General features: G+C 31.4%; 26 protein-coding genes and 1 rRNA gene. 12 read left to right on the top strand and 15 right to left on the bottom strand.

The window, feature by feature from the left end; genetic code table 11:
• Positions 1 to 69: 69 nt before the first annotated feature.
• The 6 genes from APS56_RS13700 to APS56_RS13675 form a co-directional block, all read right to left on the bottom strand.
• Positions 70 to 1,575, bottom strand: coding sequence for a sulfatase family protein (locus APS56_RS13700; RefSeq protein ID WP_054729405.1), 1,506 nt, complete (start codon positions 1,573 to 1,575; stop codon positions 70 to 72).
• Between the two features lie 341 nt (positions 1,576 to 1,916).
• On the bottom strand, positions 1,917 to 3,353 hold the full coding sequence (locus APS56_RS13695; RefSeq protein ID WP_054729403.1) for an alpha-L-fucosidase: 1,437 nt from the start codon (positions 3,351 to 3,353) through the stop codon (positions 1,917 to 1,919).
• A gap of 252 nt (positions 3,354 to 3,605) precedes the next feature.
• Positions 3,606 to 5,534 carry a glucosamine-6-phosphate deaminase gene (nagB, locus tag APS56_RS13690; RefSeq protein ID WP_054729401.1) on the bottom strand — a complete coding sequence of 643 codons (1,929 nt, stop codon included), beginning with the start codon at positions 5,532 to 5,534 and terminating at the stop codon, positions 3,606 to 3,608.
• Positions 5,535 to 5,563: 29 nt separating this feature from the next.
• Positions 5,564 to 6,895 (bottom strand): sugar MFS transporter, encoded by a 1,332-nt coding sequence (locus APS56_RS13685; protein ID WP_054729398.1) that lies wholly within the window; start codon positions 6,893 to 6,895, stop codon positions 5,564 to 5,566.
• 17 nt (positions 6,896 to 6,912) lie between these two features.
• On the bottom strand, positions 6,913 to 7,995 hold the full coding sequence (locus APS56_RS13680) for a phosphotransferase enzyme family protein (protein WP_054729396.1): 1,083 nt from the start codon (positions 7,993 to 7,995) through the stop codon (positions 6,913 to 6,915).
• A gap of 1 nt (position 7,996) precedes the next feature.
• Positions 7,997 to 8,899, bottom strand: a complete 903-nt coding sequence (locus tag APS56_RS13675) for a nucleotidyltransferase family protein (RefSeq protein ID WP_054729392.1) — start codon at positions 8,897 to 8,899, stop codon at positions 7,997 to 7,999.
• 221 nt (positions 8,900 to 9,120) lie between these two features.
• Here APS56_RS13675 and APS56_RS13670 point away from each other — a divergent pair, with 221 nt between their 5' ends.
• The 5 genes from APS56_RS13670 (at position 9,121) to APS56_RS13650 (ending at position 11,954) form a co-directional block, all read left to right on the top strand.
• Entirely contained in the window at positions 9,121 to 10,164 is a 1,044-nt protein-coding gene (locus APS56_RS13670) for a substrate-binding domain-containing protein (RefSeq protein ID WP_054729389.1), read from the top strand.
• Positions 10,165 to 10,361: 197 nt separating this feature from the next.
• Positions 10,362 to 11,138, top strand: a complete 777-nt coding sequence (gene ppk2 / locus APS56_RS13665) for a polyphosphate kinase 2 (protein ID WP_054729386.1) — start codon at positions 10,362 to 10,364, stop codon at positions 11,136 to 11,138.
• A 91-nt stretch (positions 11,139 to 11,229) separates the two neighbouring features.
• Complete coding sequence (locus APS56_RS17185) at positions 11,230 to 11,460, top strand: DUF6090 family protein (protein ID WP_054729383.1); 231 nt, start codon at positions 11,230 to 11,232, stop codon at positions 11,458 to 11,460.
• Positions 11,445 to 11,672, top strand: coding sequence for a hypothetical protein (locus APS56_RS13655; protein WP_054729380.1), 228 nt, complete (start codon positions 11,445 to 11,447; stop codon positions 11,670 to 11,672). The genes APS56_RS17185 and APS56_RS13655 overlap by 16 nt, the downstream gene beginning before the upstream one ends.
• A 30-nt stretch (positions 11,673 to 11,702) precedes the next feature.
• Positions 11,703 to 11,954: a hypothetical protein gene (locus APS56_RS13650; RefSeq protein WP_054729378.1), complete on the top strand. Its 252-nt coding sequence runs from the start codon at positions 11,703 to 11,705 to the stop codon at positions 11,952 to 11,954.
• Positions 11,955 to 12,107: 153 nt separating this feature from the next.
• Here the strand turns inward: APS56_RS13650 and lipB are convergent, their stop codons facing one another.
• Positions 12,108 to 12,806, bottom strand: a complete 699-nt coding sequence (gene lipB, locus APS56_RS13645) for a lipoyl(octanoyl) transferase LipB (RefSeq protein ID WP_054729374.1) — start codon at positions 12,804 to 12,806, stop codon at positions 12,108 to 12,110.
• Positions 12,807 to 12,910: 104 nt separating this feature from the next.
• Positions 12,911 to 13,069 (bottom strand): YqaE/Pmp3 family membrane protein, encoded by a 159-nt coding sequence (locus APS56_RS16795; RefSeq protein ID WP_082379358.1) that lies wholly within the window; start codon positions 13,067 to 13,069, stop codon positions 12,911 to 12,913.
• A 319-nt stretch (positions 13,070 to 13,388) separates the two neighbouring features.
• Between APS56_RS16795 and lysS the strand changes: the two genes are divergently transcribed.
• The 4 genes from lysS (at position 13,389) to APS56_RS13625 (ending at position 17,444) form a co-directional block, all read left to right on the top strand.
• Positions 13,389 to 15,077, top strand: coding sequence for a lysine--tRNA ligase (gene lysS, locus APS56_RS13640; protein WP_054729372.1), 1,689 nt, complete (start codon positions 13,389 to 13,391; stop codon positions 15,075 to 15,077).
• Positions 15,078 to 15,184: 107 nt separating this feature from the next.
• Positions 15,185 to 15,556, top strand: a complete 372-nt coding sequence (locus APS56_RS13635; RefSeq protein ID WP_054729370.1) for a VOC family protein — start codon at positions 15,185 to 15,187, stop codon at positions 15,554 to 15,556.
• Positions 15,557 to 15,639: 83 nt separating this feature from the next.
• Positions 15,640 to 16,854, top strand: a complete 1,215-nt coding sequence (locus APS56_RS13630) for a hypothetical protein (RefSeq protein ID WP_054729366.1) — start codon at positions 15,640 to 15,642, stop codon at positions 16,852 to 16,854.
• A gap of 116 nt (positions 16,855 to 16,970) precedes the next feature.
• The gene (locus APS56_RS13625) at positions 16,971 to 17,444 is read left to right on the top strand and encodes a DUF4890 domain-containing protein (protein WP_054729363.1); all 474 of its coding nucleotides are present in this window, start codon (positions 16,971 to 16,973) and stop codon (positions 17,442 to 17,444) included.
• 80 nt (positions 17,445 to 17,524) lie between these two features.
• Here the strand turns inward: APS56_RS13625 and hemL are convergent, their stop codons facing one another.
• Genes hemL through APS56_RS13605 form a run of 4 tightly spaced genes read right to left on the bottom strand, consistent with a single transcriptional unit; the run spans position 17,525 to position 20,892 of the window.
• Complete coding sequence (gene hemL / locus APS56_RS13620) at positions 17,525 to 18,811, bottom strand: glutamate-1-semialdehyde 2,1-aminomutase (RefSeq protein WP_054729360.1); 1,287 nt, start codon at positions 18,809 to 18,811, stop codon at positions 17,525 to 17,527.
• 21 nt (positions 18,812 to 18,832) lie between these two features.
• Entirely contained in the window at positions 18,833 to 19,648 is an 816-nt protein-coding gene (locus APS56_RS13615; RefSeq protein WP_054729356.1) for a glucosaminidase domain-containing protein, read from the bottom strand.
• Between the two features lie 4 nt (positions 19,649 to 19,652).
• Positions 19,653 to 20,564 (bottom strand): 1-aminocyclopropane-1-carboxylate deaminase/D-cysteine desulfhydrase, encoded by a 912-nt coding sequence (locus APS56_RS13610; RefSeq protein WP_054729354.1) that lies wholly within the window; start codon positions 20,562 to 20,564, stop codon positions 19,653 to 19,655.
• On the bottom strand, positions 20,554 to 20,892 hold the full coding sequence (locus APS56_RS13605) for a hypothetical protein (protein WP_054729352.1): 339 nt from the start codon (positions 20,890 to 20,892) through the stop codon (positions 20,554 to 20,556). The genes APS56_RS13610 and APS56_RS13605 overlap by 11 nt, the downstream gene beginning before the upstream one ends.
• A gap of 145 nt (positions 20,893 to 21,037) precedes the next feature.
• Between APS56_RS13605 and APS56_RS17045 the strand changes: the two genes are divergently transcribed.
• Both APS56_RS17045 and APS56_RS13600 read left to right on the top strand, forming a co-directional pair.
• Positions 21,038 to 21,190, top strand: coding sequence for a C1orf53 family protein (locus APS56_RS17045; protein ID WP_169786443.1), 153 nt, complete (start codon positions 21,038 to 21,040; stop codon positions 21,188 to 21,190).
• Positions 21,191 to 21,320: 130 nt separating this feature from the next.
• On the top strand, positions 21,321 to 21,872 hold the full coding sequence (locus tag APS56_RS13600) for a DUF4136 domain-containing protein (RefSeq protein WP_054729347.1): 552 nt from the start codon (positions 21,321 to 21,323) through the stop codon (positions 21,870 to 21,872).
• A 402-nt stretch (positions 21,873 to 22,274) separates the two neighbouring features.
• Here the strand turns inward: APS56_RS13600 and APS56_RS13595 are convergent, their stop codons facing one another.
• On the bottom strand, positions 22,275 to 23,027 hold the full coding sequence (locus APS56_RS13595; RefSeq protein WP_054729344.1) for an enoyl-CoA hydratase/isomerase family protein: 753 nt from the start codon (positions 23,025 to 23,027) through the stop codon (positions 22,275 to 22,277).
• 110 nt (positions 23,028 to 23,137) lie between these two features.
• On the opposite strand from APS56_RS13595, the gene APS56_RS13590 reads away from it, so the two are divergent.
• Positions 23,138 to 23,455: a rhodanese-like domain-containing protein gene (locus tag APS56_RS13590; RefSeq protein ID WP_054729342.1), complete on the top strand. Its 318-nt coding sequence runs from the start codon at positions 23,138 to 23,140 to the stop codon at positions 23,453 to 23,455.
• On the opposite strand, the gene APS56_RS13585 is transcribed toward APS56_RS13590, so the two are convergent.
• Together APS56_RS13585 and rrf are read right to left on the bottom strand one after the other, a co-directional pair.
• A complete protein-coding gene (locus APS56_RS13585; protein ID WP_054729338.1) occupies positions 23,437 to 24,051 on the bottom strand; it encodes a DUF4230 domain-containing protein in 615 nt (204 codons plus the stop codon). The genes APS56_RS13590 and APS56_RS13585 overlap by 19 nt on opposite strands.
• 230 nt (positions 24,052 to 24,281) lie before the next feature.
• Positions 24,282 to 24,389, bottom strand: a 5S ribosomal RNA gene (gene rrf / locus APS56_RS13580).
• Positions 24,390 to 24,497: the final 108 nt, after the last annotated feature.

Genomic DNA, 24,497 nt, shown 5'->3' with positions numbered 1-24,497 from the left:
AAATGATTTTTTAACTCATTATAAAGATTAAACATTTATAATCATCCCTAATCTATATTTAAAACCTACTTAATTTTTAGTTTTAATATCATTTAATATCTCACGTAAGGCTTTAACTTTTTCAGGATATTTTTCAGCTAAGTTATTGGTTTCACCCAAATCGTTGTTCAAATTATATAGCTGAGGAAACAACGCTTTCCCTAATTCTATTTTTGTATGCTTTTCAATAGCTGGACCTTCAGATGGTTCGATATATTTCCAGTTTTCATGAATAATAGCTAAGTTGTCTTTCAGCCCTTGTTCTATTAAATAAGAACGTCCAATATTTGATTTCCCCAACAAAGCATCCAAGGCATCTTCACTATCCAAAGTATCACCGTTATAACCAACACCTAATAGCTTTGAAAAGGAAGCTAATAAATCAACCTGAGAAACCACAGCTTCTGAAACCGTAGGTTTTATGGTTTCTGGCCAACTAACCATCATTGGTACTCTTGTTCCTGCCTCAAAAACGCTATATTTCCCTCCTCTAAATGGCCCCCATGGGTTATGATCATTTAATTGTGTTACCGCTCCATCTTCATACCCGTCGTCTAAAACGGGACCGTTATCACTTGAAAAAACAATCATGGTATTCTTTTCAATACCAAGTTTTTCTAACTGTTTCATAATTTCACCTACAGCCCAGTCTAATTGAAGAATAACATCACCTCGATACCCTAACCCACTTTTATCTTTAAAAATGGTAGAAGGCATTCTTGGTACATGAGGCTCTGTTAAAGAATAATACAGAAAGAAAGGTGTGTTTTTATTGTTTTCAATAAATTCATTTGCCTTAAATAGAAAAGTTAATGGCACTTCCTCGTCAGTCCATCTAGCACGATATCCTCCGGTCATAAAACCCATTCTGCCAATACCATTTACAATTGTGTTGTTATGCCCATGATTTGGAGATGCTTTCATTTTTAGCAATTCTGGATTCTCTAAACCTGTGGGATCATTACCTATTTTCTTTTTATAATCAACATGAATAGGATCTGTAGTATCTAAGGCAACAACATGATGATTTTCCATAAAAACTGTTGGTACCCTATCTGCTGTAGCTGGGAAAATAAATGAATAATCAAAACCTACCTCATTAGGCCCAGGCATTAATTTTGCATTCCAATTCTTTTTAATACTCGTACCAATTCCTAAATGCCATTTACCTACAATAGCCGTTGTGTAACCTGCTTTTTTAAAGATTTTGGGTAATGTAGGTTTATTTGTTGGTACTATTAAAGCTGCATCACCAGGCAAAACACCAGTACCACTTTTTCTCCATGGGTACTGCCCAGTTATTATTGCATATCGAGAAGGTGTACAGGTTGCTGAAGTAGTATGGGCATTAGTAAAACGAACACCTTGACTTGCTAATTTATCAAGGTTTGGTGTACTTATTTTTGTTGCTCCATAACAACTTAAATCCCCATACCCTAAATCATCAGCTAAAATAAAAATAACATTAGGTTTTTGCTGAGCTCCTATTGAAAACATAAACAAAAATGATAGTGTAATGAGAATTATTTTTTTCATGAGTCTAAATTTTTAAAGCTATAATACCTCGCTTTATAAAAATAATATTTAGCGTTTTTTAATTCAAGATAGTACTCAAGCCAAGCATCTTTTTTCTTGTTTAATTGTTGTATGTAAATTTGCTATCATAAGCATACTTCGACACGGACTGCATAATGGGAGGCTACTTATAGCGTTTGAAAACACTATACCTTCTCTTGCTAATTGATCAAAGCTTGGTGCTACAACAGGGTCTTGATTGTTTCCTGTTTTAGTATTGGTGTTTTTATAAGCAAATAAACCTATAAGAATTAATGATAATATAAGAAAATTTAAAATACAATATTACATTGATTAACTTTTTAATGAATTTCAGTTCCTTCTTGAATCAATTTTGTTTCTAACTCCAAAACAAAAGGCTTTTTAAAATCAAATGATTTAAGATGAATAAAATATTCATTTTTACCAATAATCTCCACATCTACACCTTGTGTTGGCTCTTGTATTAAAGAAGCTTTAATTACATCTATTTTATCAGTTGTTTTAACTCTTAACATTCCAGAAACTGGTACATTACATACAATCATGTATATCTTATTTGTTTTTCTGCTTTTAGTATAATATCCCCAATCTTGCTTTTCCCAATTTAAATAACTGCCGTTATATATAGCTTCGTTATTAACTTCCATCCAATCGCCGATTTCCTTTGCTAACTGAGTTTCTTCACTACGAATAACACCCTGACCATCAGGACCAAAGTTCAATACAAAATTTCCATCTAATGAAACCGCTTTGGCAATCATTTCAATAAGTTCATTACTCGTTTTGATATGTCCTTCCCAATTGGATTGATACCCCCATTGATTTTCTGGCACAGTCATAACACACTCCCAGTCATTACCATGGACATCATCAATATGGTTGGGCATTTTGCGTTCCCATCCTTGTTCATAATCTCCTATAATATCACCATTGCTATCAAAACCTCTTTTTCCATATTCATCAGGCCTAAATCTTGCTCCAATAACTAATCCAGGAATCATTTTTCGTAATTTACTATCTAATGAATCTGCAAAAGCAGCTTGCTCTTTCCATGCAGAATCCCAAGTACCATCAAACCACAACCCTTTAGTTGTTGGATAAGCATTTAACAACTCTGTTAATTGATTCTCAGTAAATACTTTAAATGTTTCATATGCTTTTCTATCCTCTTCAGTTTTTAACACGCTTCTATATCCAGGATGATTCCAATCTATAATAGAAAAATATAAATATACATCGATATTTTGCTCATTATAAGCATCAACTAACTGTCCGATAATATCTTTTTTATAAGGTGTATTAATTATAGTGTAATCAGTGAATTTACTGGGCCATAAACAAAATCCATCATGGTGCTTGGTAGTTAATATGACATATTTTGCACCCATATGTTTAGCTTGTTTTGCCCAAGCCTTTGCGTTAAATCCTTTGGGATTAAATTGTTTATATAAATTATCGTAAGCATCCTTAGGCATGCCATCCCAAGAACGTATCCACTCAGCCGCTCCACGGTATTTTTTGTTATTCCATTGCCCCCCAGGAATGGCATAAACTCCCCAATGGATAAATTGACCCAATCCGTAATTACGCCATGTTTCCATAGATTGGTCTGTGCGCTTTCCTAATTGGTGGGCACCATGTTTTAAATTAATAGAAACCCTTGGGGCTTGTGCATATAACAGATTAATTGAGATTAATGACATAAAGATTATCAAAACCTTAGATAATTTATTAACCTTTAAAAATTTTATATTCATTGTATCTATAATTTAATTAGGATAACTTATAACATCACCCCTTTTATCAAAAACTAATAAATACAAAAAACCACCCTTCAGAAAATATACTTTCAATTTTTTGTTACGTTCTTAAGGTATAAATCAAATTCAACAAGAACCTAATTAACAAACATATAGTAAATCATTACATTATTAATAGGCACTATTTTTTTCCTGATTTTAATGGATGGCTTTGTATTTATTATTTATTGTTTTATATGTTGAGTTTTTTTAATATTCCCACCTTACAAAGGCTTCCATAGCAGCATAGTGAGATAAACCTAATTGATCATACAAATCGGCAGTTTCTTTATTTCTATCTTCTGCACGTTGCCAAAACTCTCTACTATCTGTACCTTGAAAAACGACACCATCTTTTTGAGATTGATGTTTAAAAATACCTTTTCGTTTTTCCAGTACTTGGTCTGGCCCCATTGGCACAGCCATTTCAATTTCATCAATACCCCATTCTTGCCATGCACCACGGTATAACCATAACCAACAGTCTTTCATAAACTTTTTAGGTTTTAGTTCTTTTACGGCAGCAAAAATAGCATCTAAGCAAACTTTATGTGTACCGTGTGGATCAGCTAAATCGCCCGCAGCATAAATTTGATGTGGTTTTATTTCTTCAATTAAATCTTTCGTTATTTTTACGTCTGCTACACCTATAGGATTCTTTTTAATGGCACCTGTTTCATAAAATGGCAATTCCATGAAATGAATCTGTTCATCAGGAAGACCTATAAAATGACAAGTAGCTCTTGCTTCCCCTTTTCTAATCAATCCTTTAATATACCGTACTTCATCAGTATCTATTTCACTTGACTTTTTGTTCTTAAGGAAACTTAATGCTTTTTTGTAAATAGCAGCTGCTTCAGTATTTTCTATTCCAAACTTATCATTATAATCACAAACAAAACTTGCAAAACGCAAGGCTTCATCATCGGCTACAGCTATATTACCAGAAGTTTGATATCCTACATGCACTTCATGCCCTTGTTCATGTAATCTTTTGAAAGTACCTCCCATACTAATGATGTCATCATCTGGATGAGGACTAAAAATCAATACACGTTTCTTTGCTGGTTCTGCACGCTCTGGTCGCTTACTATCATCTGCATTGGGTTTACCTCCTGGCCAACCTGTAATAGTATTTTGAAGCTTATTGAATATTTTAATATTGATGTCATACGCTGGTCCTGAATCTGCCAATAAATCACTCATACCGTTTTCAATATAATCAGCATCTGTTAACATCAAAATAGGTTTCTTTAAATGAAGTGCTAACCCTAATACAGCTTTTCTAATAAGCTTGTCCGTCCATTCAATTTTTTCAACTAACCAAGGCGTATTAATTCTTGTTAATTTAGACGCTGCAGCTTGATCTAAAATAAAAGTAGCATTGTTATGCTCTTGTAAATAGGATGCTGGTACTTGACTAGTTACAGGACCTTCTGTTGATGCTTTTATAATATTAGACTTTCCTTCACCCCAAGCCATCAAAATAACTCTTTTGGCTTCCATTATTTTTTTTACACCTAGGGTAATAGCTGTTCTTGGAGTATTTTCTAAACCCCCAAAGTCGCCGCTAGCAGCAACTCTGGTTATATGGTCTAGCGCTACTAATCGTGTTTTTGAATTTTGAAGAGAACCAGATTCATTAAAACCAATATGCCCATTACCACCAATACCCAAAATCTGTAAATCAATACCTCCTAAGGCTTCAATTTTGGTTTCATAAGCATCGCAATAATCCGCAATGGCTTCTTTAGTTAATAAACCATCAGGCACATTATAATTTTCTGGCAATATATCTACATGATTGAACAGTTGTTCTTTCATAAAACGCACATAACTATTTACCGAGTCTGGCTCCATTGGATAGTATTCATCCAAATTAAAAGATATCACATTTTTAAAGCTCAAGCCCTCTTCTTTATGTAAACGTACTAATTCAGCATAAAGACCTTTTGGGGATGACCCAGTTGCTAAACCTAATATACAAGGTTGTTTTTGAGATTGTTTAACCTTTATAAGATTTGCTATTTCTTTGGCAACGGCTTTGGAAGCCTCTGTTGAGTTTTCAAATACTACAGTGCCTATATTTTCAAATCGCTTTTCGAAACCTGTTGCTTTGTCTATTGTGCTTTTTAACATTGCTTTTTTATTTTTTTATATTTTCTATTTTAGTTACTTCCAGTCCAACTTTTAATTTTATGTCCCCAAACAGCAAAGAATAGGATAATGACATAACACGGAATTAATATCCAATAACTACTTGTGGAAGCGGTTGCCATAGCTTCAGTTGCTTGCATACCATTTGTAACTAATTCATGCTTATTGGCATCAACGATTCTACCATATAAAGGAGGTATAATAGCCCCTCCAGAAATAGCCATTATAAGTAGTGCGGAAGCAGTTTTTGTGAATTTACCCAAACCATCTAATGTTAATGGCCATATTGCAGGCCAGACTAAAGCATTAGCGATACCTAATGCTGCTACAAACAACACAGAAGTAAATCCTGTAGTATTTAAAATGCAAATACTAAAAATAACCCCTAAAACAGCACTCCCTATTAACGCCGTTTTTTGTTTTAGATACTTTGGAATTAAAAACACCCCTACGGCATAAGTTGCCACCATGGCCATTAAGGTATAAGTTGTAAAAAACTTAGCTTCTTCACCTGTAAACCCTAAAGATATTCCGTAAGCGATAATAGTATCTCCAGCTATAACTTCTGCTCCTACATATACAAATAAGGCTAAAACGCCTAACCATAATTGGGGAAATTGAAAAATATTTGTTTTCGCGCTTTTGCCTTCAACTATATCTTCTGCTTCTTCTGCCTCTACATGAGGTAAGGGTGCTTTTCTAATTAAGATACCTAATATAAATAACACAATAGCCATGACTATATAAGGCACAAAAACACTATCTGCCATACTATCTAATAGCACCCCTTTTTCTTCAATACTGGCCGTTCCTAATTTTTCTTTAACCTGATCAATCCCAGACAACAACAAAGCACCGAAAATCAAAGATCCTAATGCCCCAGCAGTTTTATTTGCTATTCCCATAATAGCTATACGCTTAGCGCCACTTTCAATAGGTCCTAAAATAGTAATGTATGGATTTGATGCTGTTTGCAACAAAGTCATCCCTACGCCTTGAATAAAAATTCCAGTTAAAAACACCCAATAAGTTCTTGCTTCTGCTGCGGGAATAAAAACCAAGGCTCCTATGGCCATGATTATTAATCCTAAAGACATTCCTTTTCTGTACCCTATCTTATTTAAAATATAAGATGCTGGTAGTGCCATAACCACAAATGATATATAGGATGCCGACGCTACTAAATATGATTGTGCATCAGTAAGTTCATTTATGGTTTTCATAAATGGAATTAACGCTCCATTTATCCAAGTAACGAAACCAAAAATAAAGAAAAGACCTGCTATAATAAGTATAGGGACTAAAGTGCTGTTTTTAGTAACTGTGTTTTGTGATTTTGACATAATTATTTAAGTTAGTATTAATTTATCTCTAATTTTATTTGGTTGTATTTTTCCTTAAAACTTTTCAATAATTGAAATTGATTTTTAGCACGATCTAAATTATGTTGCGGATATTTGGTTTTGTAATACACATCATTATTCAAATAATCTGTTAAAAATCGCAAACCCATAATAAATATAATAGTCTGAGCTCCAAGTGGCAAACATTCAATTTCTTTCGCATTCAAGGAATCCTTTACTTTTTCTAAAAACCCTTTTGCGTAAGCATTGAAATAATCTATATTAAATTTAACTAAATCTAGATTTGATTCATCTTCCGCGGCAGAGTTACAAATTGTTCTTATGGCATCACCAAAATCATAATGCGCAATACCCGGCATAACCGTATCTGTATCTATAACACACAACCCCTTATTATCTTTTGTAAATAAGGCATTAGAAATTTTGGTATCATTGTGCGTAACACGCAATTTCAGTTCTCCTGATTCTTTTAAGTTTTGCAACACATGCATATCCTCCTTTAAACCTAAAACATAGTCAATTTCCTGAGTTGCCATAAAAAGTCGTTCCTTGGGAGCCGACTGCAAAGCTGAATTAAATTGCGCATACCTAAAAGACATGTCATGAAATTTTGGTATAACTTCGGTTAATTTTGCAACATCGAAATCACTTGTTAAATTCAAAAATTCCCCAAATAACTTCCCGCCTTCATAAGCAACCTCTTCATCTTTTACAGTGTCAATAGTTAATGTATTATCAATAAAGATACTAAGATTCCAAAAATCACCATCTGTATCCTTAAAATAATACTCACCAGTCGCTGCCTTTACAAATGTTAGAACATGTCGCTCTAATGCTTCAGCATACGTGTTTTTTAATTTTAACCGAATATGATTACTTATAGCAACCTTATTATTAATCAAACCCTTAACATCTTTAAAAACAGTATGATTAATACGCTGAAGAACAAAATTGGGTTTAGTTTGAGTTTTAATCAAGTAAGTGTCATTAATATGACCAGAAGCCAATTCTTGATAAGACTTATATTCATTACCATGTTGAAACTTATTGAAAATATATTCTAATTTATCTGTCAACATATTACCAAAGTTTTATAGGATATATTTTTTGTTTTTTCAACTCTTCTATTTCTTTTTGAACAATGGCTTTATCATCTTTATATGTTACTCCAAACCATTTAGCATCCGATTTTAAAACCTCCACATTTGCTTTTCCAGATTTCAATATATCATTAACAATGGTAGGTAAGTAAAATTCAGCTTTTAAATTTTCTGTATTAGCCTCTAAAAACGTTTCAAATAATTTATGTCCAAACTCAAAACATTTAGGAGTAAATCCCCAAAAATTCATTGAAACTACCGTATTCTCATCAATTGGAACAAAAGTACCATCAGCATCTTTTCGCATCAATTTCCCGTTTATTTTTTCAATATGCGTACGTTCCGTAACATCTATCAAATACCCATTGTCATCCACTTGACACTCTCCTCTTGACACATAACCATATTCTGAAATAGTATTCTTTAACAGATACGCCATGGTATTGAAATTATACGAATTTTTATCAGTTTTAGTTAAAGACCTTGCCATAACCTCAAAAGCCTCTCTACCATAAAAATCATCACCATTTATAATAGCAAAATTCGTCTTAACTTCATCTGCAGCCATAAGTAATGCATGACCAGTACCCCAAGGCTTCGTACGTTCAGGATTCACATACTTGCTTGGCACATTTTCAAGTTCTTGATACACATAAGCAACCTCAGCTTTCCCTTCTAATTTTTCATTAAAACGCGCTTTAAATTCCTTTTCAAAACTCTTTCTAATGATAAAAACAAATTTTCCAAAGCCCGATTGAAGCGCATCATAGATTGAAAAATCTATAATCGTATCACCTTCTGGAGAAAAAACATCTATCTGCTTTAATCCGCCATAACGACTCCCCATACCTGCTGCCAAAATAACCAAAGTCGGTTTTTCCATATTTTAAATATTGTGAATTAAAATCATATCAAATACAAACAAATTATTGAATTACAATGCGTTACATAAAAAAATAACACTTAAAAAACAATCTGTTATTACAAAAATAGAGAATGTTATTTAATAAAAAAAGAAAAAACACATAAAATGTGCTCGAACACACTAAAAAATGTGTTCGTTAACACTCATGTATATTCCCTAAGCTTTTATACATTTGTAATATGTTAAAAAAATATACCATACGTGATATTGCTGAACTGGCAGGGGTATCAAAAGGAACAGTAGATCGAGTACTTCATAACAGGGGAAAAGTTTCCGAGACTGCATTAAAAAAAGTAAATAAAGTCTTGGATAAAATTGATTTTAAACCCAATCCTATAGCAAAAAACTTAAAAAGCAACAAAGTTTATAGGATTTGCGTTTTAGTTCCTGATCCTATCAAAGATGTATATTGGAAACCTTGTTTAAATGGTATTAATGATGCTATTTTGGAATTAGGTGCTTTTGGCGTTAATATTGAAACTGTTTTTTTTAACCCAACAAGCACAAAGTCATTTTTAGAAGCAAATTTATTAGTACAAAAAAAATTGCCGGATGCGGTTTTATTAGTACCTATATTTAACACAGAGGCACTCATTGTTCTGGAAGATTATAAAAACTTAGGTATTAAAGTTTCTACGTTCAATAATAATATTGAATTTGGTTCCGTAAAAAACTTCATTGGTCAAGATTTATTTCAAAGTGGCCGTGTTGCTGCTAAACTACTACACTGTATTGTTCCTAAAGGTGATATTGCCATTCTTCATATTAATGAAAATTATGAAAATGCGGTATTTATGCAAGAAAAGGAAAAAGGCTTTGAAAATTATTTTAACGAACTAAACTCATCGGATTTCACTATTTTAAAAGAAAAGTTAAAGTTACCTGATTTTGAAAGTGTTCTTACTAAATTTATTGATGAACACCCTAATTTAACAGGAATTTTTGTTACAACTTCTAAAACCTACCAAGTAGCAGATGTAATTCAAAAAATAACAAATAAAAAAATTGCTTTAGTAGGGTACGATTTATTAAATGAAAATATTAAACACTTAAAAAAGGGTACTATTGATTTTTTAATTCATCAACATCCAAGACAACAAGCCTATTTAGGACTTAAATTTTTAGTTGAACATTTTCTCTTTGACAAAAAAATTCCTTCAAACTTATTATTACCTATAGATATTATTAATTCAGAAAACGTAAATGTTATTATGAACGATTAAGGTTTTGTTTAATTAACAATTGAATTCATAATGAAATAATTAAGCAATGCTACCGAAAGAAAACATGAATTACAAAATATTTTTTTTATATTAGAATTAAGAAGAATCTTTATAAATTAAAGATAGAACCCACAAAAAGGAACACTGATTGTAAGTCATTTTTATTTTTTTAGTAACTTGTTTTATTAAAAATAAGTATGGCAAACAAAAAATTCAACTACGACTTAGAATTAGCAAAATTACACACAGAATTAGTACATCTTCAAGAATGGGTTAAAAAGCAAGGATTAAAAGTGGTTATTGTTTTTGAAGGTAGAGATGCTTCAGGCAAAGGAGGTACTATAAAACGATTTACAGAACCTTTAAATCCCCGAGTATGTAAAGTAGTTGCATTAGGAGTACCAACTGAAAAAGAGAAAACACAATGGTATTTCCAAAGGTATGTCCAATATTTACCCGCTGCTGGTGAAATTGTACTTTTTGACAGAAGTTGGTACAACCGCGCAGGTGTAGAAAAAGTAATGGGTTTTTGCAGTAGTGAAGAATATGATGAGTTTTTAAGATCGTGCCCAGAATTTGAACGTATGTTGGTAAGGTCTGGAATTACTGTTTTAAAATACTGGTTTTCTGTAAGTGATGAAGAACAAGAACGGCGTTTTAAAAACCGTATTAACAACCCTTTAAAACGTTGGAAATTTAGTCCTATGGATTTAGAATCACGTTCCCGTTGGCTAGAATACTCTAAAGCTAAAGATAATATGTTTGCACATACAGACACTAAGCAAGTACCATGGTACGTAGTAAATTCAGATAACAAAAAAAAAGCACGTTTAAATTGCATTAGTCATGTTTTAAGTCAAATTCCTTATAAAAGCATGGATATAAAACCTGTAGAATTACCAGAATTACCCGACTACAAAGCTTATGTGCGACCTCCAATGGATTATCAAACTTTTGTACCTGAGAAGTATTAAACCAATTATTTTCTTAAAAGTTCTAAAATTTTGGCAAGTGAATAAGATTATACCATTAAAGTTGTATTTCATTAAAAAATTATAATACTCAATGATTAAATTCTTCAGAAACATTCGTAAAAAATCACTTACTAAAAATAAGATCAGTAAGTATCTGATTTACGCAATTGGAGAAATTGTACTTGTGGTCATTGGAATATTAATTGCACTCCAAATAAGCACTTGGAATATCGAGTATAAAAGAGATACTCAAGAATATAAAATATTAATTGAAATGCATAAAAATCTTAAAACTGATTCAATTGAATGGCCGGTAATATAGCACGTAACACAAAAGCACTAAAGTCATCAGAAGCTATTCTAAATCAACTTGATAATAGAACAATTTGGGATGATTCAATGGCTACTCACTATAATAATTTAAAAAATTACATGAGTAAAATTGCTGTTGTACGTTCAAGTTATGAAAACTTAAAATCAATAGGTTTTGATCTTATCAAAAATGATAGTCTACGTGGTAAAATTCAAGAGTAATATGCACAACAATATCCATTCGTACAAAGAATGGAATCGGAACATATAGAAGCGATGAAATATTCTTTATTATTACCTCAATTGATATCTAAAGTTAAAAATATAGGATATAGAGAATCAAAACCGCTGGATTTGAATACTCTTATGGACGACAATACATTTAGAGAAACAATTATTATATATATAAATACTCAGAAAGGTTTTATTAGTTTATATAAATATTTACAACAACTGCAACTTGAATTGATTCAATTAATTGAAAAAGAAATTGATAAGAAATAACAAAACAAGGTACAACTGTAAAAAACAAGTAAATTTACATGTTTTTGTAGTAAGTAGTTCAATAAAGACCTGTAGGAATGAATCCTCGTTATTTAAGCTTTCTGTTTAATTACTTAAATTATAATTAATAAAACTAACTTAAGCTAAACACACCTAAAAAAATTCTGCTTCAAAAAGTATAGAAAAATGCTTTAACAATTTCTCTTTAACATCATTTTCATCTACCGTTTTTTGTGCTAATTCTATATTTAAAGAAGTTACTGCTTTTCCACGAATGCCACATGGAATCATTAAATCAAAATATCCCAAATTAGCATTTACATTTAACGCAAAGCCATGCATGGTTACCCACCGGCTAGCTCGAACTCCCATAGCACAAATTTTACGTGCAAAGGGCGTACCAACATCTAACCATACTCCTGTTTCACCAGGACTACGTTCTGCCTTTAATCCATACTCTGCTAATGTTAGGATAATCATTTCTTCTAAAAAACGAAGGTACTTATGGATATCAGTAAAAAAATTATCTAAGTCCAAAATGGGATAACCTACTATTTGCCCTGGTCCATGATAAGTAATATCACCACCTCTATTTACTTTATAAAAAACGGCATTTTTGGCTTTTAGTTGAGCTTCATCAACTAATAGATTTGAAATATCGCCACTTTTACCCAAGGTATAAACATGAGGATGCTCTACAAACAAAAAGTGATTTTTAGTTGGTAAACTAATATTCTCTTTCCTGTTTTTAATTTTTGAATCTACAATATCTCTAAATAATTCCTCTTGGTAATCCCAAGTCTCTTTATAATCTTTTAAACCTAAATCTTGTAATTGTATAGTCTTATTCATGAGGTTACAAAATTACATTTTTTATAACGCAAATTCACAAACTATAAAGAAATCTAAAACCATCCCTAATGTTATTAATTATTAATATACACAAAAATTGGATGCTAATTCGTAGGGTTATTAAGTATAACTAAAGCCGCAATAACTCCTGGCACCCATCCACAAAGCCATAATAAAAATACAATAACGATGGAACCACAGCCTTTATCAATTACAGCTAAAGGTGGACAAATAATTGATAGTAAAACTCTCCAAAAACTCATATTCTGATTTATAATTTAAAAATATTTTTTTCAATTATATATATGACGGTAAAATTAGCAAATTGTTACAGGTTTTCTTTAGGATTGTGCTTACTTGTACTGCTAATACTTTTTATAAAATTTAATTCTACTTAGCATTAATTTAAGCATTAATAAAACTGATTATTTTATTATTTTTCTCTTTTACAGGCTTTTTTTAGTGGATTTAAAATATAGACAACACCTAAATATCACCCTAAAAAATCATAAATCAATCGTCGTAAATCGCAAATCAAATGTTTATCTTTGTGCGTTTAAATTTTACACAAGAATATAGAATATGTCGCAATTATCAGAGCAAGAGCTTGTACGCAGAGAAAAGTTAACAAAATTACGAGAATTGGGAATTAATCCATACCCAGCAAATTTGTACCCTGTAAATCATACTTCAAAACAGGTTAAAGAAACTTTTCAAGAAGGAAAAAAAGTCGTAATTGCCGGTAGATTAATGGCTGTTAGAATTCAAGGAAAAGCTTCTTTTGCTCAACTTCAAGATGCAGAAGGGAAAGTGCAGGTATATTTTAATCGTGATGAAATTTGTTTAGGGGAAGATAAGACTAAATATAACGATGTTTTTAAAAAACTTCTAGATTTTGGTGATTTTTTGGGTGTTGAAGGCGAATTATTTACAACCAAAGTCGGCGAAAAATCAGTTCGTGTTAAAGATTTTACGTTGTTAAGCAAAGCTTTAAAACCATTGCCTTTGCCCAAGGAAAAAGATGGTGTTGTGTATGATGCTTTTACTGATGCCGAACAACGCTACAGACAACGTTATGCAGATTTGGTAGTAAATCCACAGGTGAAAAACGTGTTTGTTAAGCGCACCAAATTGTTTAATGCTATGCGTTCCTTCTTTAATGAGGCTGGATATTTTGAAGTAGAAACACCTGTTTTACAACCTATTCCAGGAGGTGCCGCAGCACGACCATTTATTACACATCATAATGCTTTGGATATTCCACTTTATATGCGAATTGCTAATGAACTGTATTTAAAACGCTTGATTGTTGGTGGCTTTGATGGCGTATATGAGTTTTCTAAAAACTTCAGAAATGAAGGCATGGACAGAACCCATAATCCAGAATTTACAGCTATGGAAATTTATGTAGCTTATAAGGATTATAATTGGATGATGGATTTCTGCGAGCAACTATTAGAACATTGTGCTATGGCAGTAAACGGCACTACAAAAGTTACTTTTGGAGATAAAGAAATAGATTTTAAAGCCCCATATGCACGTGTAACCATGGCAGATGCCATTAAGCATTTTACTGGCTTTGATATTACAGGCAAAACGGAAGCAGAAATAAGACAGGCCGCAAAAAATTTAGGAGTGGAAGTTGATGATACGATGGGAAAAGGAAAACTTATTGATGAGATTTTTGGAGAAAAATGCGAAGGTAATTACATACAACCTACTTTTATTACAGACTATCCTAAAGAAATGAGTCCGTTATGTAAAGAGCACCGTGATAACCCTGAATTAACAGAACGTTTTGAATTGATGGTTTGTGGTAAAGAAATTGCAAACGCTTATAGTGAGTTGAACGACCCAATTGATCAACGTGAACGTTTTGAACATCAGTTGAAACTTGCTGAAAAAGGTGATGATGAAGCTACCGAGTTTATTGACGAAGATTTTTTACGGGCCTTAGAATACGGGATGCCCCCAACATCTGGTATGGGAATTGGTATGGATCGATTAATTATGTTTTTAACCAATAACCAATCTATACAAGAAGTATTATTTTTTCCACAAATGCGTCCTGAGAAAAAGGTAGAATTAAACGATAATGAAAAAATTATTTTTACCATTTTAAAATCACAAAAAAGTATGTTGCTTACAGATTTAAAAACACAATCTGGTTTAAGCAACAAAGCTTGGGATAAGGGGATTAAAGGATTAACTAAACACAAATTGGCTAAAGTTGAAAAAACAGATGATGATTTATTAGTAAAAATCATTTAGCGTTTTTTCTGTTTTGTGCTATTATTTTTTACACCATATTAAAAAGGAATTAACTAAAGTTAATTCCTTTTTTGTATTTTTAAAACAGTAAACTATTCATATACCTCATGAAATTAGGAGCATTTTCAATCAGTTTAAATGTTAAAGATCTTATCACCTCTAAAACATTTTACGAAAATTTTGGTTTTACAGTTTTTGCTGGGTCTATTGAAAAAAAGTATCTTATTATGAAAAATGAAAATGCACGCATTGGATTATTTCAAGACATGTTTGAAAGTAATATTTTAACCTTCACCCCTGGTTGGGATGAAAATGCTAATAAACTAAAAAATTTTGATGATGTTCGAGACATACAGAAACATCTTAAAAACAAAAATACAAAGCTATTAACAGAGGCTAATGAATCAACAACAGGACCTGCAAATTTTATTATCTCAGATCCAGATGGTAATATCATTCTTATTGATCAGCATATTTAATAGAAATAAAACCTGTATTATAAATAACCTATTTCAAACAAATTACCAATCTATTATATTAAAACTTAAATTATTTCTGTGTAATGCTTCAAAAATATTTTATTCCCCTTTTTTTATTTAGCATTGCTATATCTGCACAACAGAAAGACACACTAAAAATAAAAAATGGTATAGACAAACCTCATATTTTAAGCCTACATCATTTTGGTATTTTTAGTGCTCGAATAAATCAAAATTTTAAAATAACGCCAACAAAAAACCCCACACTGTCCTTAAATTATTCTAGTGGTAATACCTTTCATCCCTTTTTAGAAACTTACATCCCTAAAGATCCTATGGTTAGGGAAACGCTAAGTAACACCTTATGGAATCTAAGACATTTCAATTTTATTGACCAGGAAACTACACCTGCTGACTATATGAATATTATAATAGATGCGGTAATTAAAGAGTTTAGATTAAATATTGAAATACCCCTGAACAAAAAAAATGAATTAGATATTTCATTAAGATCATATTTAATTACTAAGGGCAAATATCCATTTTCATTTTTTACTAGTGATGAAAGTATTGAATGGTTTCACAGTAATATAGCTGGAGGAGAAGACCCTTATGGCAGGCGGTATTATGGACTAAACCAAGTTAACTTTAAATATACTGACAGAAATGGTATGGTTTTAGAGCTTCATAATAACGATTTTTTTATTGGCGGTATTGAATTCAATCACTTTTATTATCCTTCTTTTTTATTTAATTCTACAAAAAATCTTCACTTTAATTTAGGTTCTCATATAGGATTAAATACTTCAAAATACAATTCTTCTTTAGATTTAGGAATTTCTATAAATGGTATAAAAAAAATTACAATTAAAAATATTGATGAATTTAATATAGGCATTGGTTTAAGTCTACTTAGAAAAAATGTAGTTAATTTTAAAGACCAGATAGATTTAGGAAACAATCCTTTTTTAGGAAGTATGGAAACAAATATTGAATATACCAAATACACAAAAACCAAAAATTACCACTCCTTTGGTGTCAACTACCAACTTCAAAGCAGATATAATAAATTAGAAGAAGCCAATTATTATAAACTAATAGGCAAGTGGGAAGAAATTAATGGCGGTTGGCATCATGGTGTTAGTACACTTTATAAAACACTATCCGTTTGGACTTTTATTTATACCTATGGTAGACCAAACTATAAATTATCTCTGTATCTTAAAGAAGATCTTTTAGTAAATAATGCTCCTGATCTCCAAACAGGAATTAGCTTAAAATTCCCTATTTCATTATAGTTCTCACTCTTTATTAATATTTTTTTAGTTAATATCACGTTAAAAAACGTTACCTCTTTTAAACTTTTTAAAAATACTAGAGTCCTATTAGCACAAAAACTTAAAATAATAAAAAAATGAAAAAATTAGTATTAATAGCACTTGCCTTTGTTACATTACAAGCAACTGCTCAGAAAAGAAGCAATGATGAATCAAAAAAGGGTAGATTTGAGCAATTTCAAAAATTATCTGCCGAAGACATTGCCACCTTGCAAACAAAAAAAATGACACTTGATTTAGATTTAAATGCATCGCAACAAAAAGCTATCCAAGAATTGAATTTAGAAAAAGCAACAGCAATGAAAGCTAAAATGGAGGCTCGTCAAGCCGAGAAAGAAAATGAATCTAATGAAAGACCTTCTCAAGAAGATCGTGTTAAAATGATGAATGAGAGATTAGATCAGCAAATAGCCGAAAAAGCTAAAATGAAAAACATCTTAAATGATGAACAATATGAAAAATGGGAAAAATCTCAAGAACGCATGAACAGAGATGGTGAAAGAGGTGAAAGAGGGAAAGGAAACCGTGCAAACAGAAAAAAACAAGGGTAATTATTACCCGCTGTATTAGTTAATTTAGTTTAGTTAAAAAAAAGCATTTCTGAATCAGAAATGCTTTTTTATATTATCATTTATAATGTTTTTACCACTTCATTAACAACAGCAATCGTATCATCTAAATCTGCATAGGTTAATGCATCGGTAATAAACCAAGTTTCAAAAGCACTAGGAGCTATATAAACGCCTCGCTGTAACATGCCATGAAAAAATTTCTTGAATGTGTCATTATTCCCTTTGGCAGAAGAATCAAAATCCACCACATCTCCCTTAGCAAAATGTACAGAAATCATAGATCCCATTCTATTAATGGTATTAACAACAGCATTATTGCTCAAAACCTTAGCTATTCCTTTATGTAAATAAGCTGTTTTTTCTTCTAAACGCTTAAATATTTCTACCTCATTATTCAATTCAGTAAGCATAGCCAAGCCTGCTGCCATAGCCAATGGATTACCACTTAAAGTTCCTGCCTGATATACGGGTCCCGAAGGTGCTAAATAATCCATAATCTCATTTCTTGCAGCAAAAGCTCCTACAGGTAAACCGCCGCCAATTACTTTTCCAAAACAAACAATATCTGCCTTTATGTTAAATAATTCTTGCGCACCTCCTCTGGCTAATCTAAAACCTGTCATCACTTCATCAAAAATCAAAAGAATGTTATGGGCATCACATAAATCTCTCAACTTTTGCAAAAAATTATCTTTTGGAGGAATACAGCCCATATTACCTGCAACAGGCTCAATTATAATACACGCTATTTCTTCTTGATTATCTTCAATAAGAGCTTTTACGCTTTCTATATTATTATATGTAGCTAATAAGGTATCTTTAGCGGTACCCTTAGTAACTCCAGGACTGTTAGGTACACCAAATGTACTAGCACCACTACCTGCTTGAATTAAAAAAGAATCGCTATGACCATGATAACAACCAGCAAACTTAATAATTTTATCTTTTCCAGTAAAACCTCTTGCCAAGCGTACAGCGCTCATACAAGCTTCTGTTCCTGAATTTACAAAACGGATTTTATCAATATTAGGTACCATGGAAACAGCTAATTCTGCAATTTGAGTTTCAATTTCTGTTGGCATCCCAAAAGAAGTTCCTTTTTTAGCTTTTTCAATAACAGCTTTCACAACAGGTTCATAGGCATGCCCTAAAATCATCGGTCCCCAAGAGTTAATGTAATCTATTAACTTATGACCATCTTCATCATATAAATATGCTCCTTTAGCTTCTTTTACAAAAATGGGTGTTCCTCCTACTCCTTTAAAAGCTCTAACTGGTGAATTTACTCCACCTGGAATAACACACTCAGCTTCTGCAAATAGGGCACTACTTCTTTTATAAATCATATTTTTTTATATTCTAATTAATTACTTAACCTTTAAAACTTGACCTATTCCTATGTTTGTATTCCGCAAACCATTCATGTTTTGAAGCTCCTCTACTGTTAAGTTATACTTTCTTGAAATTGAATATAAAGTATCTCCTTTTGACACAACATGCTCTTCATTGTTTGCCATTTGATTTTCATCCCCATTAACATGATTATGTTCTACTTCTTTATGATAAGTTTCGTGTCCTAAAACTTCTTTATCGTACTCATGCAAATTATACCGCTCAATCAAACTAATTAATTTTTGAGGATATTTTTTGTCTGTTGCATAACCCGCAGCTCTTAATTCTTTTGCCCATCCTTTATAATCACCTTTTTTAAGCGTAAACAGTTTAGAATAACGAGACCTCATTGTTAGAAACAATGAATGATCTCGATAAGAATATTTAGCATCGTGATACTTTCTGAAACACTCGCCTTTTTCATCATCATCATGATAAATTTTATCACCCGTCCAATTATGACATTTAATTCCAAAATGATTATTAGCCTCTACTGAAAGTCTGCCATTACCAGAACCCGATTCTAAAATACCTTGTGCTAAAGTTATGCTTGCAGGAATATTGTATAAGCGCATTTCCTCTTGAGCTATTTCCTTAAAAGTATCAATATATTTTTCAGTAGCATTCGCATAGGTTTTTGTTGTTACTTTAGGAACATTAGTAGGAGTGTTCATGTTATCCTTTTGCTCTGTATTCGTTCTGTTATCTTGTCTTTTATGAACCACTCGTTTCTTGGAACCACAACTAAAAATTAATATTCCAACAAAAAATATTACCACAATTTTATTCATTATATTATTCAATTAAAGGTCTTTTTTTATGTTTTAAAGTTTTATTCATTCCTAATATGCCTTGTAATCCTCCTGTATGAATGGCTAATATTTTAGACCCCACAGGAAAGTAACCCTTTTTTATCAAATTGAAAATACCATACATCATTTTACCTGTGTAAATAGGATCTAATGGAATACTATTTTCTTTTTTAAAATCATTGATAAAGTGAATCAACTTATCATTAGTTTTTGCATATCCACCAAAATGGTAATCAAGAATAAGTTTCCAGTTTAATTTATTTGCAAATTTACTAATATCTTCTTGTAAAAAACTGCCTTTTAAAGCAGGAAAACCTAAAATTTGCTGACGAGGTTGTGAACAATTTATAATTCCAGAAATGGTCCCCCCAGTACCAACTGCACAACTAATATAATCAAAATTAATATCTGATTGTATCAAAATTTCTTCGCAGCCTTTTACAGCCAACAAATTAGTACCCCCTTCAGGTATTAAATAAAAACCCTTATAAATATGATTTAACGACTCAATAAAATCTTCTGAATTTTTATTACGATATACTTCTCTAGAAACAAACTCAAATTGCATTCCACAAGATTGTGCAAATAACAAAGTGCTATTCTCTTGAATTTTACCCCCTACCTCTTCACCTCGTATAACTCCAATGGTTTCAAAACCAAATGTTTTTCCTGCAAATGCTACCGCTGCTATATGATTGGAATAAGCACCTCCAAAGGTAAGAAGCTTTTTAAAGCCTAACTTTTGGGCTTCTTCAATATTATACTTTAACTTACGATATTTATTTCCAGAAATGAATGGATGAATAGCATCTTCTCGTTTCATATATAATTCCACGCCAAAACCTGATGGCACAACGACACGTTGGTTAATGCTATTTTGCAACTTAAAAATCATATTGGCGAAGATACTTTAAAAAACTCCAAAACTTACGCCGTTTTATGTAGTTCAAATTAGATTCATTAAAAAAAGCTTCTCTTTCAAATGAAATATTACGATACGCTAGATAGCTATTTTCATATTGAAATAAGCGTATCAAAAACTCAATACCATAAAACAGATAAAAAGGAATAATTAGCATTTCCAATTGCTGTTTTAAATGAATATTTTCATGATTAATTAAAACAGTATCTTCTCTAAGTCCTTTATATTTTAAAAACACAAAGGGAAAAATCGTAATGCCCAAATAGCCATTAGGAACTAAATATTTAGAAATAAAAATCATTATTGAAGCTTGTAAAAAAATATTCCAGAAAAACTTATTTTAAAATTTTCTTATAATTGTCGAGGTATTTAGAATAACAATTTAAGAAATCTTGATTATTCAAATCAATAAATAATTTCTTTAATTTACATTATCTTTGTTATATATGAAAAAAATAATTCCTATTGAAGAGGGTGATTTTTACTTAACGCCACAAGGTTACAAATGTTTTACAGAACAATATCACTTAAAACGAGGTTATTGTTGTGAAAGTCACTGCAAACATTGCCCTTATGGTTACAATAAAAAGCGCATATAATTAAAAAAATAAACATACACCAAATTTACTTAACTTTAAACAACGCTTACAAAACAAAATAATTGACCACAAATGGTATGATTATTGATGTTTTAAACAAAATTGTTATTAACAAACTAATAAAAATGTTATGAAAAAAGTAGTTTACATGTTACCACTTATAGCAATATTACTTGTAATAAGCTCTTGTAGCTCGGTAAAAGTTGCAACCGATTATGATAAAAGTGCTAATTTTAATCAATACAAAACCTTTGCTTTCTATAAAACTGGTATTGATAAAGTTGAAATTAGCGATCTCGACAAACGCAGAATTCTTCGTGCTATTGAGGCTGAAATGTTATCTAAAGGTTTTACAAAATCTGAAACCCCAGATTTGCTTGTAAGCCTATTTACAAAATCACACCAACGTGTAGATGTTTATAACAATGCCTGGGGCTACGGTGGCTGGGGATGGGGTGGTTACGGTCCTTGGGGATGGGGCTACAACCATTTGCAACCATCAGTATCTACTTCTTCACAGGGAGCTTTATATATTGATTTAATTGATGCTGATAAAAAAGAATTAGTTTGGCAAGGTATGGGTACGGGCTATCTAACACAAAACGTTGAAAAGAAAGATGAGCGGATTAATGAATTTGTAGCTAAAATTATGGAGCAATATCCTCCAGGAGCACAACAATAAATTTTATCAAAGTAATTATTCTAAATATTAAAACTCATAGAATTAAAATTAATTCTCCCAAAGAAGAGATAACCACATGAATAGTTATATTTAATTTATCAGGTTGAGCTTATCGAAGTTGCTATATTAATCTTAGTAGACTTAAATATCACGAAAAACTCAACCTTATACTTATTTTTAATATAATAAGTCACATTTAATTGACATGTTCATTTTAAAATCTATAGTTGAATTTCAAAGCTATTTTCCTTATCCAACAGCTCTAAATTTTGGGAGTATCAGCATCCGTTTATTCCCATTTCTTTAGAATATTAAATTCTAAAGAAATGATATAAAAAGCGATATAAGCAATATAAGTTTCAATAGTTTTTGTTCAATAATGTATTATTAATTACTCAAAAACTATCTAAAACGTTTTAATGTTTTTTTTGTAAACTCGCTTAATACTAATTTACCGCTAATCTCAGCTCGTTCTAATAATAATTTATCCCAGTGGCATGTGCCTTCCCAAAAAACAGATTTCATTCTACTTAATGCTTCAGGATTGTATTTACTCAATTTTTCTGCTAACACTTTTACAGCTATGTCTAAAGTTTCGGTATCTTCAAAAATATCAGCATACAAACCTTTATCTTTTGCCCATTCAGCTGAAAAGAAAGTTTCTGCATCAATAGTCATTTGAGACATTGCAGATAACCCTATTTTTCTTGAAACGGCTGGTTCTATAACAAAAGGACCAATACCAATACTTAACTCACTCAATCGAATAGAAGCAAATGTATTGGCTAAACAATAATCTGTTGCCGCTATTAAACCAACGCCACCTCCAACTGTTTTACCATGTATACGCCCTATAATAATTTTAGGACAATTCCGCATAGCATTAATGACATGAGCAAACCCTGAAAAAAAAACACGTCCTTCTTCAGGCGAATTCACTGCCATAACTTCATTAAAACTAGCACCTGCACAGAAAGTTCTATCACCGCCACTTTTTAAAACAATCACTTTTATAGCTTCATTTTTTCCAGCCTCTTCAATAGATTGTTTTAAAAGAAATAATATTTCACTGGGTAATGAATTTCTATTAGGATGAAAAAATTCAATATAACCAACTTCATTTTTAATATCTAAGGTAACGTATGGCTGAATCATTTTAATCTATATTAACAAAGGCATGAATATACACAAAAAATAGATGAGATTATGATATCCTATATCATCATCTTTTTAAATATTTTAGTAATTTGTAACAAATTGATACAATGGGTTTTTGGGATTTCATTTTTGGAGCAAAAAAAAGACAAATACAGTTGTTTTTAGAAAACGACGCAGTAATCTTAGATGTTAGAACTAAAAAAGAATTTGATGCTGGTGCTATTCCAAATTCTGTCCACGTACCGTTACAAGATTTACACAATCATATTGATAAACTTAAAGCAATGAATACAGCCTTTGTTGTTTGTTGTGAAGCTGGTGTTAGAGCCTCAAAAGCTGTGAAATTTTTAAATATTAATAATATAGAAGCAACTAATGGAGGGGGATGGCATAGTTTAGCAAAAAACTACAATTTAATGAACTGAAAGGATTCCATGGATGTTATTGGTTGTTCGTGATATTTTAAAGTCCATCCCAAAGAATTTGTGAGAATATAGAATTTTGATAATTCACTTATTAACCTATTTTTTGCGTTAATCTTTAAATCTGAAGTTTCTATTTTCTTGTTAAGTGATGCTTTTATTATATCTTTTATATCATTATAATCTTGGGCTTCGAATGGATTAAAAAAATCAGATTGCACATCATAATATTCTAAATCTGGAATTATTTTAATTTCTTCTTTTGGAATGCTTAAAATAGTAAGTGTCTTAGCTGACTCATCAAGCTTAAATTCAATTTTACTTAAGTCATAAGCAACCGTTACTTCTGCATTTACAACAACCAATGCCTTTTTTTCTAAAGTAAAATAAGAACTTAATATTTCTTTTGAATTTCTGTAATTAAACACTTCACTAAAATGCCCTTCTGTGACAATTAATTTACCTACGTTTTTAATTTGTTTTTGAATAAGATCTGAACTTTCATAAAGTACAATTTTATCTTGCTCTTTTGAATCACAATACTTGAAAGTAAACAAAACAATTAAGGTAATAGCAACACCAAATAGAATTTTTTTCATATACTAATTTAAAAATATTTTGAACAACTATCAAAAACGAGTATAACATATAATTAACAAAATCAAATTTAGTGAATAACTAATTAAAAGCTTAGCGGGCCCCATTATGATCTAAACTCTGACTATAGATGTAATATATTTTCAGTAAAACCAAAAAAATCTCCAAGCAATTACATGTTAGAGATTTTATAAAACAAAAAACCCTTCATATTACTATGAAGGGTTTCTAAAAAAGGCAACGACCTACTCTCCCACAAATGCAGTACCATCGGCGCTAACGGGCTTAACTTCTCTGTTCGGAATGGTAAGAGGTGAGCCCCGTCGCTATAACCACCTTAAGTCATAGCTGTTTGCTATCGATCTTTAGACCTTTAGCTTCCAGCGTTCATCATTTTAGATGAACAAATATCTTAACATATTGAAAAAATGAACATGATTACTATAAT

Origin of the sequence: Pseudalgibacter alginicilyticus (assembly GCF_001310225.1) — a bacterium.
GTDB lineage: Bacteria > Bacteroidota > Bacteroidia > Flavobacteriales > Flavobacteriaceae > Pseudalgibacter > Pseudalgibacter alginicilyticus.
The sequence above is the reverse complement of the archived record's forward strand: the minus strand, read 5'-3'. Positions and strand labels throughout refer to the sequence as shown.